General features: G+C 47.8%; 21 protein-coding genes. 13 read left to right on the forward strand and 8 right to left on the reverse strand.

Going from position 1 to position 19,182, the window contains the following annotated elements; genetic code table 11:
- Positions 1-155 precede the first annotated feature (155 nt).
- Positions 156-845 (forward strand): response regulator transcription factor, encoded by a 690-nt coding sequence (locus KNO70_RS13100; protein ID WP_214689235.1) that lies wholly within the window; start codon positions 156-158, stop codon positions 843-845.
- Positions 842-2,233 carry a sensor histidine kinase gene (locus tag KNO70_RS13105; protein ID WP_015880872.1) on the forward strand — a complete coding sequence of 464 codons (1,392 nt, stop codon included), beginning with the start codon at positions 842-844 and terminating at the stop codon, positions 2,231-2,233. The genes KNO70_RS13100 and KNO70_RS13105 overlap by 4 nt, the downstream gene beginning before the upstream one ends.
- A 25-nt stretch (positions 2,234-2,258) precedes the next feature.
- On the opposite strand, the gene KNO70_RS13110 is transcribed toward KNO70_RS13105, so the two are convergent.
- Positions 2,259-2,546, reverse strand: a complete 288-nt coding sequence (locus KNO70_RS13110; RefSeq protein ID WP_015880871.1) for a hypothetical protein — start codon at positions 2,544-2,546, stop codon at positions 2,259-2,261.
- Positions 2,547-2,663: 117 nt separating this feature from the next.
- Between KNO70_RS13110 and KNO70_RS13115 the strand changes: the two genes are divergently transcribed.
- The gene (locus KNO70_RS13115; RefSeq protein ID WP_078146374.1) at positions 2,664-2,870 is read left to right on the forward strand and encodes a hypothetical protein; all 207 of its coding nucleotides are present in this window, start codon (positions 2,664-2,666) and stop codon (positions 2,868-2,870) included.
- Between the two features lie 29 nt (positions 2,871-2,899).
- Here KNO70_RS13115 and KNO70_RS13120 read toward each other — a convergent pair whose 3' ends face one another.
- The 3 genes from KNO70_RS13120 to KNO70_RS13130 form a co-directional block, all read right to left on the reverse strand.
- Positions 2,900-3,307 carry a cytidine deaminase gene (locus KNO70_RS13120; RefSeq protein WP_078146373.1) on the reverse strand — a complete coding sequence of 136 codons (408 nt, stop codon included), beginning with the start codon at positions 3,305-3,307 and terminating at the stop codon, positions 2,900-2,902.
- Between the two features lie 92 nt (positions 3,308-3,399).
- Entirely contained in the window at positions 3,400-4,776 is a 1,377-nt protein-coding gene (gene rlmD, locus KNO70_RS13125; protein WP_074037716.1) for a 23S rRNA (uracil(1939)-C(5))-methyltransferase RlmD, read from the reverse strand.
- Positions 4,773-4,982, reverse strand: a complete 210-nt coding sequence (locus KNO70_RS13130; protein WP_015880867.1) for a hypothetical protein — start codon at positions 4,980-4,982, stop codon at positions 4,773-4,775. Before KNO70_RS13130 ends, rlmD begins: the two co-directional genes overlap by 4 nt.
- Before the next feature lie 85 nt (positions 4,983-5,067).
- Between KNO70_RS13130 and yfkAB the strand changes: the two genes are divergently transcribed.
- The 3 genes from yfkAB to KNO70_RS13145 are packed head-to-tail and all read left to right on the forward strand — an operon-like array spanning position 5,068 to position 7,607.
- Complete coding sequence (gene yfkAB, locus KNO70_RS13135; RefSeq protein ID WP_214685591.1) at positions 5,068-6,174, forward strand: radical SAM/CxCxxxxC motif protein YfkAB; 1,107 nt, start codon at positions 5,068-5,070, stop codon at positions 6,172-6,174.
- Positions 6,175-6,227: 53 nt separating this feature from the next.
- Positions 6,228-6,422 (forward strand): hypothetical protein, encoded by a 195-nt coding sequence (locus tag KNO70_RS13140; RefSeq protein WP_015880865.1) that lies wholly within the window; start codon positions 6,228-6,230, stop codon positions 6,420-6,422.
- Between the two features lie 42 nt (positions 6,423-6,464).
- On the forward strand, positions 6,465-7,607 hold the full coding sequence (locus KNO70_RS13145; protein ID WP_078146369.1) for an MFS transporter: 1,143 nt from the start codon (positions 6,465-6,467) through the stop codon (positions 7,605-7,607).
- A 39-nt stretch (positions 7,608-7,646) separates the two neighbouring features.
- Here KNO70_RS13145 and KNO70_RS13150 read toward each other — a convergent pair whose 3' ends face one another.
- Complete coding sequence (locus KNO70_RS13150; protein WP_214685590.1) at positions 7,647-7,949, reverse strand: hypothetical protein; 303 nt, start codon at positions 7,947-7,949, stop codon at positions 7,647-7,649.
- A gap of 133 nt (positions 7,950-8,082) precedes the next feature.
- Positions 8,083-9,024: a DMT family transporter gene (locus tag KNO70_RS13155; protein WP_214685589.1), complete on the reverse strand. Its 942-nt coding sequence runs from the start codon at positions 9,022-9,024 to the stop codon at positions 8,083-8,085.
- Positions 9,025-9,225: 201 nt separating this feature from the next.
- Between KNO70_RS13155 and KNO70_RS13160 the strand changes: the two genes are divergently transcribed.
- From KNO70_RS13160 to KNO70_RS13175, 4 genes are all read left to right on the forward strand, one after another.
- Positions 9,226-11,133 (forward strand): heavy metal translocating P-type ATPase, encoded by a 1,908-nt coding sequence (locus KNO70_RS13160; RefSeq protein WP_214685588.1) that lies wholly within the window; start codon positions 9,226-9,228, stop codon positions 11,131-11,133.
- A gap of 115 nt (positions 11,134-11,248) precedes the next feature.
- Positions 11,249-12,175, forward strand: a complete 927-nt coding sequence (locus tag KNO70_RS13165; protein ID WP_015880860.1) for a carbohydrate kinase family protein — start codon at positions 11,249-11,251, stop codon at positions 12,173-12,175.
- Positions 12,176-12,242: 67 nt separating this feature from the next.
- Positions 12,243-12,680, forward strand: a complete 438-nt coding sequence (locus KNO70_RS13170) for an NUDIX domain-containing protein (RefSeq protein WP_078146366.1) — start codon at positions 12,243-12,245, stop codon at positions 12,678-12,680.
- Between the two features lie 64 nt (positions 12,681-12,744).
- The gene (locus KNO70_RS13175; protein WP_214685586.1) at positions 12,745-13,698 is read left to right on the forward strand and encodes a YihY/virulence factor BrkB family protein; all 954 of its coding nucleotides are present in this window, start codon (positions 12,745-12,747) and stop codon (positions 13,696-13,698) included.
- Between the two features lie 38 nt (positions 13,699-13,736).
- On the opposite strand, the gene KNO70_RS13180 is transcribed toward KNO70_RS13175, so the two are convergent.
- Entirely contained in the window at positions 13,737-14,288 is a 552-nt protein-coding gene (locus KNO70_RS13180) for a beta-class carbonic anhydrase (protein ID WP_078146364.1), read from the reverse strand.
- A 19-nt stretch (positions 14,289-14,307) separates the two neighbouring features.
- The gene (locus tag KNO70_RS13185) at positions 14,308-15,207 is read right to left on the reverse strand and encodes a 1,4-dihydroxy-2-naphthoate polyprenyltransferase (RefSeq protein ID WP_214685584.1); all 900 of its coding nucleotides are present in this window, start codon (positions 15,205-15,207) and stop codon (positions 14,308-14,310) included.
- A gap of 168 nt (positions 15,208-15,375) precedes the next feature.
- Between KNO70_RS13185 and KNO70_RS13190 the strand changes: the two genes are divergently transcribed.
- Genes KNO70_RS13190 through KNO70_RS13200 form a run of 3 tightly spaced genes read left to right on the forward strand, consistent with a single transcriptional unit; the run spans position 15,376 to position 19,182 of the window.
- Positions 15,376-16,764 (forward strand): isochorismate synthase, encoded by a 1,389-nt coding sequence (locus tag KNO70_RS13190; protein WP_214812703.1) that lies wholly within the window; start codon positions 15,376-15,378, stop codon positions 16,762-16,764.
- Positions 16,757-18,406, forward strand: a complete 1,650-nt coding sequence (menD, locus tag KNO70_RS13195; protein WP_214812704.1) for a 2-succinyl-5-enolpyruvyl-6-hydroxy-3-cyclohexene-1-carboxylic-acid synthase — start codon at positions 16,757-16,759, stop codon at positions 18,404-18,406. The genes KNO70_RS13190 and menD overlap by 8 nt, the downstream gene beginning before the upstream one ends.
- A complete protein-coding gene (locus KNO70_RS13200; protein ID WP_214685578.1) occupies positions 18,403-19,182 on the forward strand; it encodes an alpha/beta fold hydrolase in 780 nt (259 codons plus the stop codon). Before menD ends, KNO70_RS13200 begins: the two co-directional genes overlap by 4 nt.

Below are 19,182 nucleotides of genomic sequence, written 5' to 3' on the forward strand. Positions count from 1 at the left end.
AAGAATTGGCTTTTTTGTGGCGTTTTTGTGTGGATTTGATGGAGGGAACTTGTCGGAGCCGAATAAATCTGTTCTAATTCGAAGAGATAGGTATGATAGAAGTATGAGGGATTTATCACAACTCCCGTTAACCGTTTTGCAAAGGAGAATGGCATATGTCAGAATCAATGTTTCGTATCCTCGTGACCGACGACGAAGAACAAATGCGCGATTTACTTGTATCAAATTTAGAAAAAGAAGGGTATGAGACGGTCACCGCCTCAAACGGCCTTGAAGCGATTGAACGCTTGAAAGAAGAGACGATCCATCTCGTCTTACTTGATGTGATGATGCCGGAACTCGACGGATTGACGGCTTGCATGCGCATCCGTGAGTTCTCAAACGTACCCATCATCCTGTTGACGGCACGCTCAGAAGAGCTCGACCGCATTCACGGCCTCAAAATCGGGGCAGACGATTACATCACGAAACCGTTTAGCCCACGCGAATTACTCGCACGAATCGAAGCGACGCTCCGTCGCACGCACAGCTTCTCAAAAGAACAAGAAGCGACGTTTGATGTCGGGGTCCTCTCAATCGATATCGAAGGACGTACCGTCAGTGTGAAAGGGAAGACCGTCAACTTGACACGAAAAGAGTTTGATTTGCTCTATCTGTTCATCACGAACGACGAGAAAGTATTCTCTCGTGAACAATTGCTCGATCAAATTTGGGGGACCGAGTATCATGGTAACCTTCGCACGGTCGATACTCACATTAAGACGCTTCGCCTGAAACTCGGCGAGGCGGGCGGTTATATTCATACAGTCTGGGGAATTGGCTACAAATTCGAGGCAAACGGATGAAACGATACACGATCAGGAAGCGGATTTGGATTACCATCTGGACAGCCAGCCTCTTCTCAGCGTTCGTGTTTCTCATCATGACGTTTTATCTGTACGACAAGTTCTATATTCAAACGCAAGAAGAACTGCTCATCAATCGCGGTGAGAAACTTGTCACCATCTATAAGGCCGACGGTTTCTCGGACGCGTTCGCCGATAGTATGACGTACACGAACGAATTGACCGAGACGAAAGTGTTCCTCTCCTCCGTTCGAGAGGACACCCTCGGCTCCGGTAAAACTTTTTTAAGGCAGCAAGACCTCGAACGGTTGCAGGACGGTTATGCCATCTCGGTGACCCGGAAACATCCGACCGAGGACGTCGACATTTTGATGACCGCATTTCCTCTCATCCGCGACGATGAACTCGACAATGCACTCATTTTGTATATGGAGCTCAGTAAAATCAGTGAACCGTTCCAACCGATTCGGCTCATGATCACGTTTTTACTCGTCCTCATGATCGTGAACTTGCTCCTATTCGGTAAACAGATCATCGACACGATCATCCAACCACTCATTCAGATGAAGCGTGCCTCTCAAGTCTATGCGCAAGGTGATTTCTCCCACCGCATCCCGATCGTCTACGACGATGAAATCGGTGAACTCGCAGACACGCTCAACTCGATGGCGGAATCGCTCGGACTTGTTGAAGAGCAGCGTAAAGAGTTTCTAGCTAACGTCAGTCACGAACTTCGCACGCCACTCTCCTACATCCGCGGTTATACCGAGATGCTTCAAGATGAAACGTTGGACGAAAAAACGAGGGCGCAATATTACGACATCATCGAGAACGAGACGAACCGGCTTCAGCGCCTTGTCACGGACTTACTCGATCTCGCCCAGCTAGAGCGGGACTCATACCCGATGACGAAAGAACCGGTCGTTTACTCGCAAGTGCTTGAAGACGTTCTCTATCGTCTTGAACCGATTGCCCGGGCAAAAGGCGTGACAATCGAATCGGATTTAGACTTCGACTTGATCATCCTCGGTGACCATGACCGACTCGAACAAGTCATCGGCAATCTTCTCGACAACGCGCTCCGATATACGGACGCTGGCAAGACGATTCATGTGAAAACGTTCGCCGAAACCGAATATGCAATTACGGAAATACGTGACGAAGGTCGAGGCATCCCGAAAGAAGATTTAGACAAATTGACGGAACGCTTCTATCGTGTCAATAAATCACGGACACGAAAAGATGGCGGAACCGGCCTCGGTTTGGCCATTGCGAAGCACATTATCGAGCGTCATGAAGGGTCTCTTCATTTCAGCTCTGAAGTCGGACAAGGAACGACTGTCACTGTCGGTCTGCCGCTTCTACCTGACGATGAATTTGATATGTAAATAGGCAGCCGCGATGGCTGCCTTTTCATATGTCTTTCCCTTTATATTGTTCGGTTGACTCTTGCTCGAGTCGTTCACGTTCGGCATGCGTCTGCGGAAAACCGTTCGCCTGCCATTCGGCACGGTGACTCGAATCGAGTTGCGTGAGCCCTTGCTCCGCCTCATCCTGATCCGCATCGACACTTTCCCGCTCATCCATCTTCTGCCACGTATCTTCTTCCTCACGTTGCGAAAGCAGCGCCGCCACTTTTGGTGCAACGAGCGCCGCACCGGCAACACCTAAGACAATCCCCATCAACACTTTCCGATCCATCCTAACCCCTCCTTCACTATGCACTCTTCATTCCACCATTTTATAATCTCAAAACCATTATCGAAAACGTTTACAACATTTCTACGAGTGGAATGGCTAATGGAAGGAGGCGATTGAATGGAAAAGAAACGACCTACCTCGAAACGTCCGTTTGATAATCCAGACGCGGTAGACACGGATAAAGAGAGTATTTTTGACGAGGACGGCATGCAAACCGTCGACCCGATTCCTGTCGAGGAATTGAACGAACGAGTGAAGGATGAAAAGAATAAACGTCACTCGAAAGATGAGTCAGTGAGTGAAAAGAAATATAAAGACAAATAAACAAGCTGCGGACGTTTGTCCGCAGCTTGTTATGTTAAATCCTTCGGTGAAAATCCGTAAGGCAACATCTCTTCTTTCGTCATCACTTTCGTATCACCGTTCAAGTTTGCAAGAATCAACGTGAAGTCTTCACCAGCGAATTCAGCGATCACTTGGCGGCACGCACCGCATGGTGAAATCGGGCCTTCTGTGTCACCGACGACGACGACCGTTTCAATCGCGTCACTACCTTCTGACACGGCTTTAAAAATGGCTGTGCGTTCGGCACACATCGATAGTCCGTACGAGGCGTTCTCCACGTTACACCCGGTAATTTCATTTCCTGATGTATCGATGACGACAGCTCCTACTTTAAACTTTGAATACGGTGTATAGGCGCGTTTGCGCGCTTCGATGGCTTTATGGACGAGTTCTTGTACGCGTTCTTGTGAGATCATAGGATGTTCCTCCACTTCTATATTTGAAAAGAAGTCTGACATCTGAACTATATCGTGAAAACGCTTACGTGACAAGCCTTTTCACGGTCTCGTCAATATTTTTTCTTTTTCTTTTTCTCGAATACGACGACCGACTCGACATGAGATGTCTGTGGGAACATATCATACGGCTGTACGTAATTCACTTTGTATCCCGCTTTCATCAACTGGTCGGCGTCACGTGCGAGCGTCTGCGGGTTACATGACACGTAAACGATTCGCTTCGTTTTAGAAGAGATGATGGAATTGATCAATTGATGGTCCATCCCTGTGCGTGGCGGGTCGACTACGATGACGTCTGGGATCCATCCATCTTTTACCCAACGTGGAATCCAATGCTCGGCACGCCCTTCGACGTATGTGACATGGTTATAGCCATTTTCACGCATATGGTCATTGGCATCTTCGACCGCTTCCGGCACGACTTCCATTCCACGGATTTCTTTCGCATATGGGGCTAACCAAAGTCCGATCGACCCTACTCCTGCATACGCATCGATCACACGTTCTTCACCTGTCAATCCTGCGGCCTCGACCACTTCACGGTACATTTTTTCTGTCTGTGCCGGATTCAACTGGAAGAATGCGCGTGGTGATAAGTGATAATGCACGTCGTCTAATTGTTCATCCATTTTCTCCTGACCGGCGATGTGAACTGTCCGATAACCGAAAATAACACCCGAACGGTTTGCATTGATATTGATATGGAACGACACAACATTCGGCAATTCCATGATGCGGTCGCTCAATTCATCTAAATCAGGGACATCTTCATGTCCGACGACCAAAACGACTTGAACATCGTTCGTGTTATACCCCGAACGGACGACGATTGTACGCGCGTACCCCGTGTCGCGACGTGCATCGTAGACGGGAATATCAAGTTCGTTTAAAATACGGACAATCGCATTGTTGATGTTCGTCGTATCCCGTTGTTGGACCATACAGTGCTCGATCGGCACGAGATGGTTCGAGTTCGGTTTGTAGAGACCTGATACGATCTCACCGCGACGCGTGCCGAGTGGGAATTGTGACTTGTTCCGGTAATACCATGGATCTTCCATTCCGATTGTTGGACGGATATCCGATTTGTCCACGTTTAGTTTCGTCTTTTGACGGAAGGCGTTTCGAACGATTTCTTCCTTATACTCCATCTGCAGACGTGAACTCATATGTTGGATTTGGCAGCCCCCGCACTCATCGTAAATCGGACAAGGTGCTTTGACGCGGTCTTTCGAGTCGTTATCTCGTTTGACGACACGCGCTTCCGCATAGTTTTTTTCCACACGCGTGATTTCGACTTTGGCTCGTTCTCCCGGCAATAAGTTCGGAATGAAGATGACCATGCGATTAAGTGTCGCAATGCCTTCTCCATTAATGCCAAGTCGTTCGACCGTGACATCTTTAAAATCTCCTGTAATTAATTTCAATCTGATTCATCCTTTCGAGACGATTGTTCTAGGTCTTTGGCGTAACGCACTACTTTAGCGCGCAACGAATCAATGTCGGCTAACAGGCGATGTAAATCTTCAGGTGTCGTATGCTCGTCTAGCGTATTGACCGATAGACAGAGTAATTCCGTTCTCGATTTTAGGACGTTCATCTTTCCGGCAGTATCTGTTCGTGATTTACCCATCTTGTAATCGCTCCTTTGGTTCGTGACAAAGAGTTGCTATTATAGCATACTATTTCGTGTAACTTGATGAAAAGGTGGAATCCACATGCAAAACATCTCCCCAACTTTCGACCCTTGGGAAGCCTATCTCGACCAAGTCGAACACGGTCGACTCGTCTTATCCAACGTCGAAGTAACCACAACGAAGCTGTGTAACATGCGCTGCGAACATTGTGCGGTCGGTTATATGCTCGACCAAACGGAAGAACCAGAAGTTCCGCTCGACCTATTGATTCAACGACTGGATGAGATCGAACATTTGCGTGCCTTCTCCATCACAGGCGGTGAACCGATGCTGTCCATGAAATCGGTCCGCAACTATGTCGTTCCATTGTTACGTTATGCGAAAGAACGTGGGGCCCGTACGCAAATCAACTCGAATTTGACGCTACCGTTATCTCGCTATCATCTTATTACCCCTTACTTGGACGTTTTGCACATTTCGCATAACTGGGGCACCGATGACGATTTCCTTGAAGGCGGATTCGCGATGATGGACCGGAAACCGAGTGAAGAGGCCCGATTGAAAATGCTCCAGACGATGAAAGACAACGCACGTGCTCTCACATCTGAAGGAATCATTGTATCCGCGGAGACGATGATCAACAAGCGGACGATTCCTCATTTGAAAGAAATCCATGAAGAAATTGTCTCACTTGGTTGCCAAAGACATGAGGTTCACCCAATGTACCCCGCAGACTTCGCTAGCGCCCTCGAATCAGCATCGCTCGCTGATACGCGACAAGCCATCCATGACTTACTCGATGCCCGTGACGAGAACGTATGGATGTTGTTCGGGACGTTACCATTCTATGCATGTTCTGACCTACCTGAAGACCGTGCTCTGTTGAAGCGACTTCATGAAACAAAAAACGTGACCGTTCGAAACGACCCAGATGGACGTTCTCGTCTCAATACGAATATCTTTGACGGACAGATCATCGTGACCGATTTCGGTGATGAACTCGGTTCACTCGGCACCGTCTATGACACACCATTCCAAGAGGCGTATGATAAGTGGACGAACAGCCAATTGAACGCTACACTCTCTTGTCACTGCCCTGCCGTGAAGTGTCTCGGGCCGAACGCACTCGTTAAACAAGCCTATTATCCGACGGTCGATTTCCAATCTCGTAAAGCTACATCGTTTTAAATATTTTGATTCGGGAAATGTTCTGTATATTAAATGAATCGAGGTGCGTGTAGATGACTGCGATTTATATCCTCATGATTACCGTGATGGCCATCATTATTTTTGGCGGAGTACTGAGCATCTTATTGACAGCCGCATTCGTTTCAGACAAAGTAGAGCATGATGAAATGTTTAGTCAAGGCAGTTGGGATGATGAATTGCTGCATTTGAATCACTCTCCACAACCGATTGACGACACGAAAAGCTGAGACCCTTCTCGGCTTTTTACTTTGACTTCATGAGGTGAACCTATGCTCCGTTTTCGTTTTATGATTTTACTATTGATTGTCTTTATTTCCGGTTTGATTCAAGGTGCGCTCATCCCACTCTTATCCACGTTGATTGAACGGGATGGGGCCCCGGCCTGGGTGAACGGACTGAACGCGACGATGCTTTACGTCGGTGTGATCGTCTCTGCGCCTCTCCTGGAGCGATTCGTCCGTAAATATGGATTCCGACCGACCATCGTCCTCGGTATCGTATTGACGGCTGTCGCGACCTTCGCTTTACCGATTTGGCCGTCCTTACTCGTTTGGGCGATGATGCGCTTCTTCATCGGATTCGGCGACTCGGCTCTACACTACGGGTCACAAGTATGGGTGACCTCAGCAAGTGAAAAGAGCAGTCTCGGTCGAGCGATGGCGTATTATGGAATGTCTTTCAGTCTCGGTTTTGCCATCGGTCCATTGATCGCACCACTCGTCGACCTATGGTTTTGGTTACCGTTCCTCATCATCGTCTTCTTCTGTCTCGCTTCGTTGATGCTCGTCTTTAAAGTCGAGAACGAGTTTCCGGAGGTCGAAAAAGTGAAGACCGACTCGAAAGGACGAATTCGACTGATTCTTGTCGGTGCGGGATACACGCTTCTCCCTGCCTTTACATATGGGTTTCTCGAAGCGAGCTTAAATGCCAACTTTCCCATTTTTACGTCTCGGAATGGGATGAGTTTGACGGAAACGAGCACACTCATCACGACGTTCATCGTCATGTCGATTGTCGTTCAGCTTCCTCTTGGTCGCCTCGCAGACTTGTACGGTAAGAAGCGGATCTTACAAATCGTGCTGACGTTTGGTACCCTCGTATTCACTTTGGCGAATCTTGTTGTCGATTCCTATGTCGGTCTACTCTTCCTATTCGCACTTGCCGGCGCCGGGCTAGGATCGACTTATTCACTCGGTTTGGCGCATATGACAGAGGTGCTTCCCCGTTCGTTACTGCCGACGGGAAACATGCTCTACAGTATTTCATTCAGCATCGGCTCGATCTCAGGTCCGATGATCGGTGCCTTCTGGTTGTCTTTACCGAAAGAGGTCTATTTCTTTATGTATGCCGTCATTCTCGGTATTCTAGCGCTACGACTCTTCACGTCAACCGCTAAACCAATCGACTTATAAACAGAGGCAGATGGTTCCCATGAACCACCTGCCTCTGTTTTATTCCACTACTCGTTCCATTTCATCATCGTTTAACTGCAAAGCTCGGATGAACACTTCGTCTAGCGCGAATGGTTCAGTGTCTAGCGAAGCGAGTACATCGGATTTTAGCGTCACTTCTACGACACGGTCATCGAACTGCCATCTCGTCTGAATATCATCACCTTGTCTTGTGGCGCGGGTCGCCACTAGACCGTGACGTTCTTTTAAACTTTGACTCACGCACTTCATCACGTACTTGACGTACTCATCTTTCGGCTGACGTGAGATGAGAATGTTTCGAACGATTCGATTTCTAGTCATTGTTTCTCCTCCTCCCTTTGAATGATTGCGCACGCAAGTCTTTACAAACGAAGACCGATTTTCGAACTTTAAAATTCAGAATTTTTAATATATTTTGTCACGGGATTTCAATTCCGTCAACTCTGTCTCTATTTCAAATGACATCCGTTTTTTTTGTACGGCGACCTTGAAAATACGTAGATAAATAAATGCCGACAATAACGAATCCGAGTCCGACCACCGCATTCCACGGAATCGTTTCACCGAGTAAAATCCCTGACAACATGACACCAAATAAGGGAACTAAAAAGATATAGAGTGAAATTCGACTGACCGGATTGTATTTCATCAATGTGTTCCACAATGTAAATCCGATCGCTGACAACATCGCCAAGTAAAACAGGAACGCAATCGTCTGTCCGGTGTACGGCATGGAAACACCATTCGGGTCTAATAGATAGCCAATCAGCAGTAACCCAACTGAACCGATCACCATCGCCCAAGCCGTCATCGGGGCAACATCATACGTCTTCGAGTAGTCCTTCGCTATCAAGTTCCCGAACGCTCCGGATACCATCGCCAAGATGAGTAAAATCTCTCCTAACCCAAAACCAACTTCAGATCCGGTCGCCGGCCAGTTCGCGATGACGATTCCAGAAAAACCAAACGTTAAAGCAAACCCCTTCAATCGATTCAATTTGTCGTCTTCATATCGGAAATGAGCGAGGGCCATTTGGAAAAACGATGTAGAACCAGCAATGATTGATCCCTGGACCCCGGTCGAAATGGACAGTCCGATATAGAAGAACAAGTATTGTAGAAACGTCAAAAACAAACCGAGATGCGCATACGCCTTTACCTTTTCACGGGTGAATCGGACAGACCGTTTCAAAACGGTCTGACTGATGATGAGCAATAGAATCCCTGCGAGTAAAAAGCGCTCGCCAGCGAACAATAGTTGTTGCCCATACTCATTCGATTGGATATCAAGTTTCTCATAACTCAACTTGATGAATGGGAACGCACTCCCCCATAACAACGTATTGAAAATCGCCAATAACGCCACCGTCCAAGGGCGTTCAAATATATTTTGCATGACACAAAAACTCCTTAATCTTTTTATTTGTGAGTCACTGATAAGCGTGTTAAGATAAATCTAGATAACAATCATTATAAATAAAGGATTCAGATTAAACTTCTATAAATTCTTTATTTTAAGCCAATTGAAGATGATAATCATCATCAGTCATTATCATTTAATCGAGATTTATTCTCAATTAGAAAGAAGGGATTATCGATGAATGTCCAATCGGTCACGCACGAAAAAAGCCACGTTTTCAAACGGGCTAGCTGGTACGAACATATTGAATTGATCATGGCGCTCATTAGCGGTGTATTGATTGTACTCGCTTATATCGCCGAAACACAAGGCGGAGCGCCTTGGATTCATGTCACACTTTACTTATCCGCCTTCTTCATCGGAGGATACGCAAAAGCGAAAGAAGGGATTTCGGATACGATTGAGACGAAATCGCTGAATGTAGAGCTTCTCATGATTGTCGCCGCCATCGGTGCCGCTTCGATTGGGTACTGGATGGAAGGGGCAATCCTCATCTTCATCTTTGCTTTATCCGGGGCACTCGAGACGTATACGATGAACAAAAATGAACGTGCCCTCGAATCGTTAATGGAATTACAGCCGGAACAGGCGACTCGTCTAACAGACACTGATGAACTCGAAGTTGTTCATATCGACGACCTTCGTGTCGGAGATCGGATTTATGTACGTCCTGGTGAACGCATTCCGGTCGATGGAAAAATTGTAAAAGGCAACGCATCCGTAGAAGAAGCCGCCATCACAGGCGAATCCGTCCCTGTCGATCGTCAAGTCGGTGATGACGTGTTCGGATCGAGTGTCAACTTGAACGGGGTATTGACGATCGAAGTGACAAAACTTGCGACGGAAACACTGTTCCAAAAGATCATTCAAATGGTCCAACAAGCACAAGAAGAGAAATCACCGTCTGCACAGTTCATCGATCGATATGAAGGACGTTATGTTCAAATCGTGCTCTTCTCTGTTGCGGCCATCATCATTCTCGGACCGTTCGTCACGTCGTGGTCTCTTGAAACGAGCATCTATCGCGGCATGATCCTTCTCGTTGGCGCCTCCCCTTGCGCACTCGTCGCCGCCATCACACCGGCCGCGCTGGCTGCCATCGCCTCTTCTGCAAAACACGGGATTCTCTTTAAAGGCGGTGCTCATATCGAGAACATGGGACGTCTAAAAGCAATCGCCTTTGACAAGACCGGGACACTCACAATTGGGAAACCGATTGTGCAAGAAGCGCTCATCTCCCCTTCATTACATGAAGAGGACGTCAACCGAATTGTCAGTTTGATTGAAGAGCATTCGATGCATCCACTTGCTGAAGCGCTCGTTTCCTACACCGGAAAACATAGCGGGGAAATGACACACTTCAAAGACATCACAGGCTCCGGAATTGAAGCAACGATTGACGGGACGACGTATCGGGTAGGAAAACAGAAGTTCGCTGACCGAAGCGGTGATTTCTTTAAGAATGATGTCGAACGATTGAAAGAGGCCGGTCATACACTCGTCTTCATCAGTGACGAGACACGTACAATCGGTGCTTACGCCTTACGTGACACGCTACGACCCGAGGCAAAGGTAGCAATCAAGCGACTGAACGACTTAGGGATTGCGACCATCATGATTACCGGAGACAACGAGGCAACCGCTCGCGCTATTGCGAACGAAGCTGGGTTGACACGCTATATCGCCGAATGCTTGCCTGAAGAGAAGGTTTCGCAAATCAAGGTGTTACGAGAGGAATATGGAACAATCGGGATGATTGGCGACGGAATCAATGATGCCCCCGCCCTTGCGACCGCCGACGTGGGGATTGCCATGGGCGAAGGTACGGATGCCGCACTTGAAACGGCAGATGTCGTCTTAATGAAAAACGACCTCGTCCGATTGAGTGACGCCATTCGTCAATCGCGCAAATTAAATCGAATCGTCTTACAGAACGTCGTTTTTGCACTCGGTGTGATTCTTGTCTTGATTACAACGAACATCTTTGAGTTACTCATCATGCCGTTCGCGGTTGTAGGACATGAAGGCTCAACCATTTTGGTTATTTTGAACGGCCTCCGACTCCTCACGTCATCGTGGGAGTGATCCATTCGACAAAATGGAATCGATGATTGAAACAATATGTCGATTTCGTTATAATTGAAACAATGTGTCTACAGACTGAAACAGATCGAAAGATTGACTAAAGGTGGTACAAGATATGAATACGATTGCAGTCATCGGCAAGGTGTTTGTCGATATTAAAGGGACTTCCTTCGCACCGCTCCACAAAGATGCGAAGAATGTCGGCGACATCACTTTTTCCAATGGCGGAACAGGTCGAAACGTTGCTCAAAACTTAGGTGTGCTCGGCAACGATGTCCGCTTCGTCTCGACCGTCACGAACGACCAAATCGGTGTCGGTGTCCTCGAAGAGTTACGTTGCTTGAATGTAAACGTCGATGGGGTCGACATGCTTGACGATAATGGTATGGGAATGTGGCTCGCTGTAATGGACAACAACGGTGATCTTCAAACATCTATTTCGAAACAACCAGACGAAGCCCGTATGGAAGAAGCGATTTTACGTCAAATCGATACGGTCTTCGAAGAGAGCGACGCGGTCGCCATCGATTTAGACTTATCGGTCAACGTCTTGAACGAGACGATTGAACTATGCCGTGAAATGGATTTACCGCTTTATGGTGTCTGTGGCCATCTATCCGTCATCGAACGAAACCGTCATTTGCTTCAAGGATTCACAGGATTCATCTGCAGTCGCGAGGAAGCGGAAATTTTGTCCGACATGTCAATCGTTACAGTGGACGATGCCCTTCGCGTCGCGGAAGTACTCGCCATGAAAGGTGCTCCCCTCACAATCGTCACGATGAGTGAGCTTGGCGCTGTATATGTCGACCTTCGTACGAACGAACAAGGTCACGTCCCGACGACAAAAGTGAAAGTCGCCGACTCCACAGGGGCGGGTGATTCATTCTTCTCCGCTGTCATCTCGGAGCTCATGAAACAACACTCGATTGAAGAGGCGCTTCGATTGGGCATGCGCGTCGCAGGAAAAGTCATCGCCTCTCATGAGAACGGATTGACGCAAGAGATGTACGCATCATTAGAACAACCTACGCAAGAATGAAAAGAACGCATCGGCGAATCGTCGATGCGTTTTGTGCAAAATCACAGGAACGAAAGGAACGATCTCATTGGTTCGAACGAAATTAAGAAGCGCGATCATTTTAATGAATGATCGAGATGAAGTGGCTTTGATCCGTCGCGAAAAAGAAAACGTCCTCTATTACGTTTTCCCAGGTGGCGGAGTCGAATATGGGCACACAACAGAAGAGACGGCCGTACGTGAAGCATTTGAAGAACTCGGTGTTCACGTGGAACTAGAAGGTGTCGCTGCCTACGTCGCATTCAATAACGAGTTAAATCCTTATTATTGGGCGAAGATGACAGGTGGCGAATTCGGGACCGGAACAGGTGAAGAGTTTCAAGAGGAACAGACTAACGGATCGTATACACCGATGTGGATCAAACGGTCTGCACTCCCTCATCTCCCCGTTCGTCCACCTTCACTTGCTGAAAAACTCGCCTTACATGAGGAACGTTTTTACGATTTGACCTTATCCGAGGAGTAATCAGGTGTACACCCTGCCGAAATCGGGAAACGTTTTTTAACGATCGAGTTAGGAGGGTTTTATAATGGCAATGACAGAAGTGAAGGAAAAAAAGAATTGGCTTTCATTTGGGAAAGAGTTATTTCGAAGATTTCAAGAGCATGATGTACAAGACTACGGGGCTACCCTAGCATTCTTTTGGTTTTTATCCATTTTTCCTGGAATCATCTTTATTTTGGCGCTCTTGTCCTTTTTTGATGTCTCACAAGATTCGTTTCAAAATCAATTGAACGATTTGGCACCCGGGTCCGCCGCTTCCGGGTTTCTAACGGGAATTTTCGAGGCGATTGGCGAACCACAAGGCGGTCTCTTGTCGCTCGGTGCGATTTTGGCCATTTGGTCCGCCTCAAAAGGGGTAGACCGTCTGATCACGACGTCACTTCATGCTTATGGTGAAGACAATGAACGTAACTTTTTCGTCAAAAAAGGATTGGCACTCGGATTGACGATATTGCTTGGACTCGGGATGCTACTGCTGATTCTATCGAACGTGTTCGGGTCTCAAATCATTTCATTCGTCACTGAGTATTTACCCGTCAACATTACCGGAGCCGAAGAAATGATGATCAACGTGTTCCGATATGTCCTTACGACGGTTGTCCTCATTTTGACGCTTTCGATTTTTTATAAAGTATCTCCACAACAGCACGTCTTTTGGAAAAGTACCATCCCTGGTGCCATCTTCGGTGTCATCGGTTGGCAAATCGTCTCATTCGGTTTCAACCTATACGTTTCAAACTTCGGAAGTTATGACTCGACTTACGGGTCACTCGGAGGAATCATCGTCACGTTGCTCTGGTTACAATTAACCGGGATGATCATTTTAATCGGATCTGAGATCAACGCGACATGGATGCGTTTCTTCAAGACACCGAGCGAACAGGAATACGAACGCGACTTCAAAAAGAACAAAAAGAAAGCGAAACAAAAGCAAGAAGAAGATAACTATGATGACATCCCGACGAATACGTACGGATAACCCAAAAGGAGCACGTTCAAACTGAACGCGCTCCTTTCTTATGCTTCGATCGGATCAAGACGTCCCGTCGCCGGGTCAATCACGAATCCGTGTACATTCGTTCCTGGTGGTAACAGTGGATGGTTATTGATCAGGTTAACAGAATGAACGACGTTCTCTTCAACTGAATCAAATCCATGGAGCCACTGCTCCAAATCCATTCCTGAAGACTTTAGCGTCTTCAACGTTTGCGGGTCGATTCCACGACGCTCCATCTCTTCGATGACGACAGTCGGTTCAATCGCCGCCATCCCACAATCGTAATGTCCGACGACGACAACTTCTTCTGCTCCTAGCGCATAAAGAGCGACCAAAATGGAGCGCATGGCCGAACCGAACGGATGCGACAAGACTGCACCCGCATTTTTAATGATTTTAGCGTCTCCGTTCTTAAGTCCTAGCGCTTGAGGTAACAGTTCTGTCAAACGTGTATCCATACACGTCAAAATGACGATTTTCTTATCTGGGAATTTATCAGATACGAACGGTTCGTACTGTTTTTCCTCTACGAAACGTTTATTGAATGCAAGCATTTCTTTTACGACTGACACGTTAACGCCTCCTCTTTTTTTACAACACAAATCTTGAAACGATGAGTCCGATGACCATCCATGCTCCGAACAGCGTGTTCACTTTCGCTGTCATCGCCATCGCAGGCATCAATGCGGCCGGCTCTGCCTTCTGCCAAAACCGTTGAATCGCCCGGACCATGACCGGCACCGTAAAGAGCGACAGCAAGACCCACGGAGTGACGCCATATATTACGACCGCTAAGATGATGCCGATTAATGCCGCGATAAAGAATGCGGCCAATACATACACCGCACGTCGATGACCGACTAGACATGCGATCGTTTTTCGACCATTCTCTTTATCGTTATCTAAATCGCGGATGTTATTCGCAAGCAAGATTGCTCCGATCAACAAGGCCATCGGGAACGACACGAGTAGCAACTCCGTCGTCACCGTATTGATTTGGATAAAGCCGGCAATCCCGATGATGACATATCCCATGAATAGCCCCGCGACAATTTCACCAAACGGCGTATAGGCAATCGGTAGCGGCCCTCCAGTATATAAGTAGCCGACAAGCATAGACAAGGCGCCGATCCAAAGCAAATGCCAGCTTGTGGATGCCGCAATGTAGAGCCCGAGTAGTGCCGCAATCGTATACATGCCGAGCGCCACCGCTAATACTTGCTGCGGTGTAAATCCGTCACGGACGATGGAGCCCCCAATCCCGATAGACCCCTCATGATCAAGACCACGCTTGTAGTCATAATACTCGTTAAATAAGTTCGTCGCGATTTGAATAAGGACAGATGCCACTAACATGGCAAGGAAAAGTCCCCACTTGAGTTCGGTTTGATCGAGGACGATGAACGTCCCGAGCAAGACCGGAATAAAGCTTGCGGTCAGGGTATGCGGGCGAATCATTCGCCAATATGCCCCTTTCGATTTCTGTTTCATTTCGTTCCCTCCCTTCGTTAGTTTACGTCTCGATGAAAAAATCTGTCAACGCCAGCCCATTATCCTAGATTCTTGATCATTTCCCGAGCATTTCATAGGCAGGTGTATTGCGAACTCATGATACACTAAAGATTGAGAATTCTATCGGATTGAGGAGGCTTTTCTTTTATGCCAGATACTCAAACACATATAAAACAGCGAATTGAGCAGGCCCATAAACGGGCGCGAGCTTGGCAACGGCCTGTCCTCGCATCATACACATGGGAAATCTCGGCGTTCGATGCTTTTCAAATCATCCAGAACACCGATACGTCCCACTATTATTTCATGACACCAGACCGAACACTCGAAATGCTCGGTTGCGGAGACGCACTCGTCTTGAGCGCTTCTGGACCCGAACGATTTCAGCGACTTCAATACGATTGGAGTCTTCACCGACGAGATGTCGATGCGACAATCCACGCGTTCGCCGGTTTTTCATTCGACACGTTTATGCGACCACAAAAAAGTATGTGGGATGCCTTTGGGGAGGCATCACTCGTCGTACCAAAATTTTTATACCGCCGCTACAAAGACCGACATACGTTGACAGTCGCCACCCTCGTCTCTTCGAAGCAGTCGGTCGAACAGTATTTGATTCAATTGGCAGATCAGTTGGCCCAGTTCAGTTCACTTCGTCCGACGGAAGAAGCGACGCCATCTTATACGAGAATGAAAGATGGGGTCGATCACTTCAAGTCCAGTTTCCAACAGGCGAAACAGTTGATTGAAGAAGAACGGGTTGAAAAAATCGTGATCGCCCGCGAAGAAATATATCAGCGTTCCGATGATGCGTTCCCCTTCTCAAAAAGTTTGAAGCATTTAGCGGATCATCAAGAATCCAGTTACATCTATTTATACCAGCCAAAACGTGACATCGGGTTCTTCGGGGCAACTCCTGAGCGCTTAATTCAAAAAGAGGGCATGCGACTGAACACGGCCGCCATCGCAGGGACAATCAAGCGTCCGAAGACCGAGATCGAGGCCGATCTTGCGAAAGAGAAACTCTTAAACGATTCAAAAAATCGTGAGGAGCATCAAATTGTCGTGAAAGACATTAAGCAGGCGTTGACGCCCTATACTGCACCGATTCAAACACGAGATGTACCACAAATTTTGACCAATCGCTCGGTGTTCCATCTATACACACCAATTCAAGCGACACTCGAAACGAACGCTTCCTTGCTGTCACTTGCGGAATCGCTACATCCAACGCCAGCACTCGGCGGCTCTCCGAAGCGGACATCGGTCCGATTACTTCGTGAAATCGAGCGATTCGACCGCGGGTGGTACGGTTCTCCGTTTGGTTGGGTAGACAATGAAGGCGACGGCGAGTTTGTCGTGGCAATCCGCTCTGCACTCGTCCAACACCAATTCGTCGCACTGTATGCTGGATGTGGGATTGTGAAAGACTCTGCACTCGAGCAAGAGCTCGAAGAAACAGAAATAAAAATGAGTCCAATCAAACAAGCTTTGCAGTTTGATTTACACGATCAAGGAGGCACCCTAGATGAATAAGATTTTGACCGATTGGGTCGCATCCATGGTAAATCGGCTTGTTGCGTCCGGTGTAAAAGACGTGGTCATCAGCCCAGGATCCCGCTCGACTCCGCTCGCTGTAGCGGCATATCTTCATCCTCAGATTCGTCATCACATCATCGTCGATGAACGATCTGCCGGTTTTTTCGCTCTTGGACTGACCCGTGCGTCAGAAACAATTCGCCCGGTCGCATTGATTTGCACAAGTGGAACGGCAGCGACAAACTACTTTTCGGCTGTGACGGAAGCGTTCATATCGCAGTTGCCACTCGTCGTACTGACAACCGACCGTCCCCATGAACTGCGTAATGTCGGGGCTCCACAAGCAATCAATCAAGTCCGACTCTACGGTGAACAAGTGAAGACGAGCATTGATTTGCCTGTTCCAGAGGAGACAACGTTATCGTTTATGAAACAAACGATTACCCGCTTCACGAATCTGTCAATGCAAGCACCGATGGGACCCGTTCATTTGAATGTACCGTTTCGAGAGCCTCTGCTTCCTGACCTCGAGTCATTGAAACAGATGTTAAAAGCTGACCTTGTCTTGCCAGAACGACAGCGCATTCGGCCGACACAAGCAGACAAAAACATTTTCTCGGAATGCACGAGTCAAAAACGACTCGCCTTCGTCGTCGGACCTTACACCCCGACATCTTGGCAGAAATCCATTGTTGAATTCGCTTCCGAACGACAGATCCCGATTTTTGCCGATCCTCTTAGTGGCATGCGACGTTTCGACGGCGTCTTGACCAACTATGACACGTGGCTCGCGAGTGAGCATCGGACAGATTGGCTGCCTGAGGTGTTCGTCCGTTTCGGGGCTGCACCTGTTTCGAAACGCTTCAATCAATGGATGGCCATGGCGGATCAACTCGTCATCGATGAACCGGGATCTTATCGCGACCCAAGTAGCCGAGCCACCATCTGTTACGGCGACGCACTCGATTTTCTACCGCTCATCACATCCGTAAACGAACCTCGGTACCTTGAACGTTTACGCTTTTTTGAAGAGGTTGCCGAGTCTGCAAAATCGTCACTTCAAGGTGAAGCGGAATTGACGAAACGATTGCTCGATACATCGATTGAGCGTCTATTCGTCAGTAATAGCATGCCGATTCGAGATATAGATACATCACTGTCTGCCGGCACGAATATACACGTTCTCGCCAATCGAGGCGCAAACGGAATTGATGGTGTGTTATCCACTGCACTCGGAAGCAGTTATGATACGTCTCACGGCGCTTTATTGATTGGTGATTTAGCGTTCTATCACGATAGCAACGCCTTGCAACTGTTAAAGCATCATCCCGGAAAATTTTCCGTCGTGATTGCTAACAATAACGGTGGAGGGATATTTTCCTTCCTCCCGCAGGCTTCTGTCGACACACAGTTGTTCGAAGATTTGTTCGGCACACCGCTTGATTTAAATATCCGTGGATTCGCTGACACATATGGCTTATCGTATCGTCTAATCGAACGACCGGATGAAATTCAAGAAGCGATTGAAGATGGCATTCATTTAATCGAATTCCCATCGAATCGCGAAGAGAATGTGACGATCCATCGAAGTTGGACACAATCTGTCTGCGCTCGCCTCATCACGGAGAACGAATCATGAACATCGATTTACGTGGCGTCCGTTATGAAGTGATTCATCGCGGTGAGGGAAAACCGGTGTTATGTTTACACGGATTCACCGGAAACGCCCATTGGGTCGATTCGCTCCCTGCATTACCGATTCGTCTTGTGTCACCGTCGCTCCTCCAACATGGCGCAACGGAGCACCCTTCAGTCAATCGTTCTACAATGAGTCAGCAAGTTAAGGATTTGTCCCGCTTACTGGATACGGACGACCGACCTTGGACAGTCGTCGGCTATTCACTCGGTGGGAGAATCGCATTGACACTCGCCGCATGCGACGAGCGTGTCGAACATGTCATCGGGATCAGCACGACTCCCGGTCTGCTCACTTCTAAGGAACGAGCCGCACGCCGCCGCCAAGATGCAGAATTGGCTCACTTGATCGAAACCGAGGGCATCGCTGCATTCGTCAATCGTTGGGAGAACCTTCCGCTTTGGCGACAGACAGAAGACATGAAACGTTCACTCCGAAAAGATCGGCTTGCCCAACACCCGAATGCCCTCGCAAACAGTTTGCGGTCAATCGGTACGGGACATATGCCCTCGTTATGGGGCACATTACAACATCTCCCCCGTACCGATTTGATTGTCGGATCAGACGATTTCAAGTTCAAAGCCATCGCAAGACACATGCAGGAAAAGCGACCAGATATTAAAATCTATGAAATTTCAAACGCAGGGCATGCTCCTCATATCGAGAATGCATCAGAGTTTGGTACAATAATAAAGAAATTGATTTTAGGGGGTATTTAA

It is taken from the genome of Exiguobacterium sp. s181, assembly GCF_018617125.1.
In the GTDB taxonomy this organism is placed as follows: domain Bacteria; phylum Bacillota; class Bacilli; order Exiguobacteriales; family Exiguobacteriaceae; genus Exiguobacterium; species Exiguobacterium profundum.

Coding starts and splice junctions, on each gene's coding strand:
- KNO70_RS13100 (WP_214689235.1), top strand. CDS start 156: ATGTCAGAATCAATGTTTCGTATCCTCGTGACCGACGACGAAGAACAA.
- KNO70_RS13105 (WP_015880872.1), top strand. CDS start 842: ATGAAACGATACACGATCAGGAAGCGGATTTGGATTACCATCTGGACA.
- KNO70_RS13110 (WP_015880871.1), bottom strand. CDS start 2,546: ATGGATCGGAAAGTGTTGATGGGGATTGTCTTAGGTGTTGCCGGTGCG.
- KNO70_RS13115 (WP_078146374.1), top strand. CDS start 2,664: ATGGAAAAGAAACGACCTACCTCGAAACGTCCGTTTGATAATCCAGAC.
- KNO70_RS13120 (WP_078146373.1), bottom strand. CDS start 3,307: ATGATCTCACAAGAACGCGTACAAGAACTCGTCCATAAAGCCATCGAA.
- KNO70_RS13130 (WP_015880867.1), bottom strand. CDS start 4,982: ATGGGTAAATCACGAACAGATACTGCCGGAAAGATGAACGTCCTAAAA.
- yfkAB (WP_214685591.1), top strand. CDS start 5,068: ATGCAAAACATCTCCCCAACTTTCGACCCTTGGGAAGCCTATCTCGAC.
- KNO70_RS13140 (WP_015880865.1), top strand. CDS start 6,228: ATGACTGCGATTTATATCCTCATGATTACCGTGATGGCCATCATTATT.
- KNO70_RS13145 (WP_078146369.1), top strand. CDS start 6,465: ATGCTCCGTTTTCGTTTTATGATTTTACTATTGATTGTCTTTATTTCC.
- KNO70_RS13150 (WP_214685590.1), bottom strand. CDS start 7,949: ATGACTAGAAATCGAATCGTTCGAAACATTCTCATCTCACGTCAGCCG.
- KNO70_RS13155 (WP_214685589.1), bottom strand. CDS start 9,024: ATGCAAAATATATTTGAACGCCCTTGGACGGTGGCGTTATTGGCGATT.
- KNO70_RS13160 (WP_214685588.1), top strand. CDS start 9,226: ATGAATGTCCAATCGGTCACGCACGAAAAAAGCCACGTTTTCAAACGG.
- KNO70_RS13165 (WP_015880860.1), top strand. CDS start 11,249: ATGAATACGATTGCAGTCATCGGCAAGGTGTTTGTCGATATTAAAGGG.
- KNO70_RS13175 (WP_214685586.1), top strand. CDS start 12,745: ATGGCAATGACAGAAGTGAAGGAAAAAAAGAATTGGCTTTCATTTGGG.
- KNO70_RS13185 (WP_214685584.1), bottom strand. CDS start 15,207: ATGAAACAGAAATCGAAAGGGGCATATTGGCGAATGATTCGCCCGCAT.
- KNO70_RS13190 (WP_214812703.1), top strand. CDS start 15,376: ATGCCAGATACTCAAACACATATAAAACAGCGAATTGAGCAGGCCCAT.
- menD (WP_214812704.1), top strand. CDS start 16,757: ATGAATAAGATTTTGACCGATTGGGTCGCATCCATGGTAAATCGGCTT.
- KNO70_RS13200 (WP_214685578.1), top strand. CDS start 18,403: ATGAACATCGATTTACGTGGCGTCCGTTATGAAGTGATTCATCGCGGT.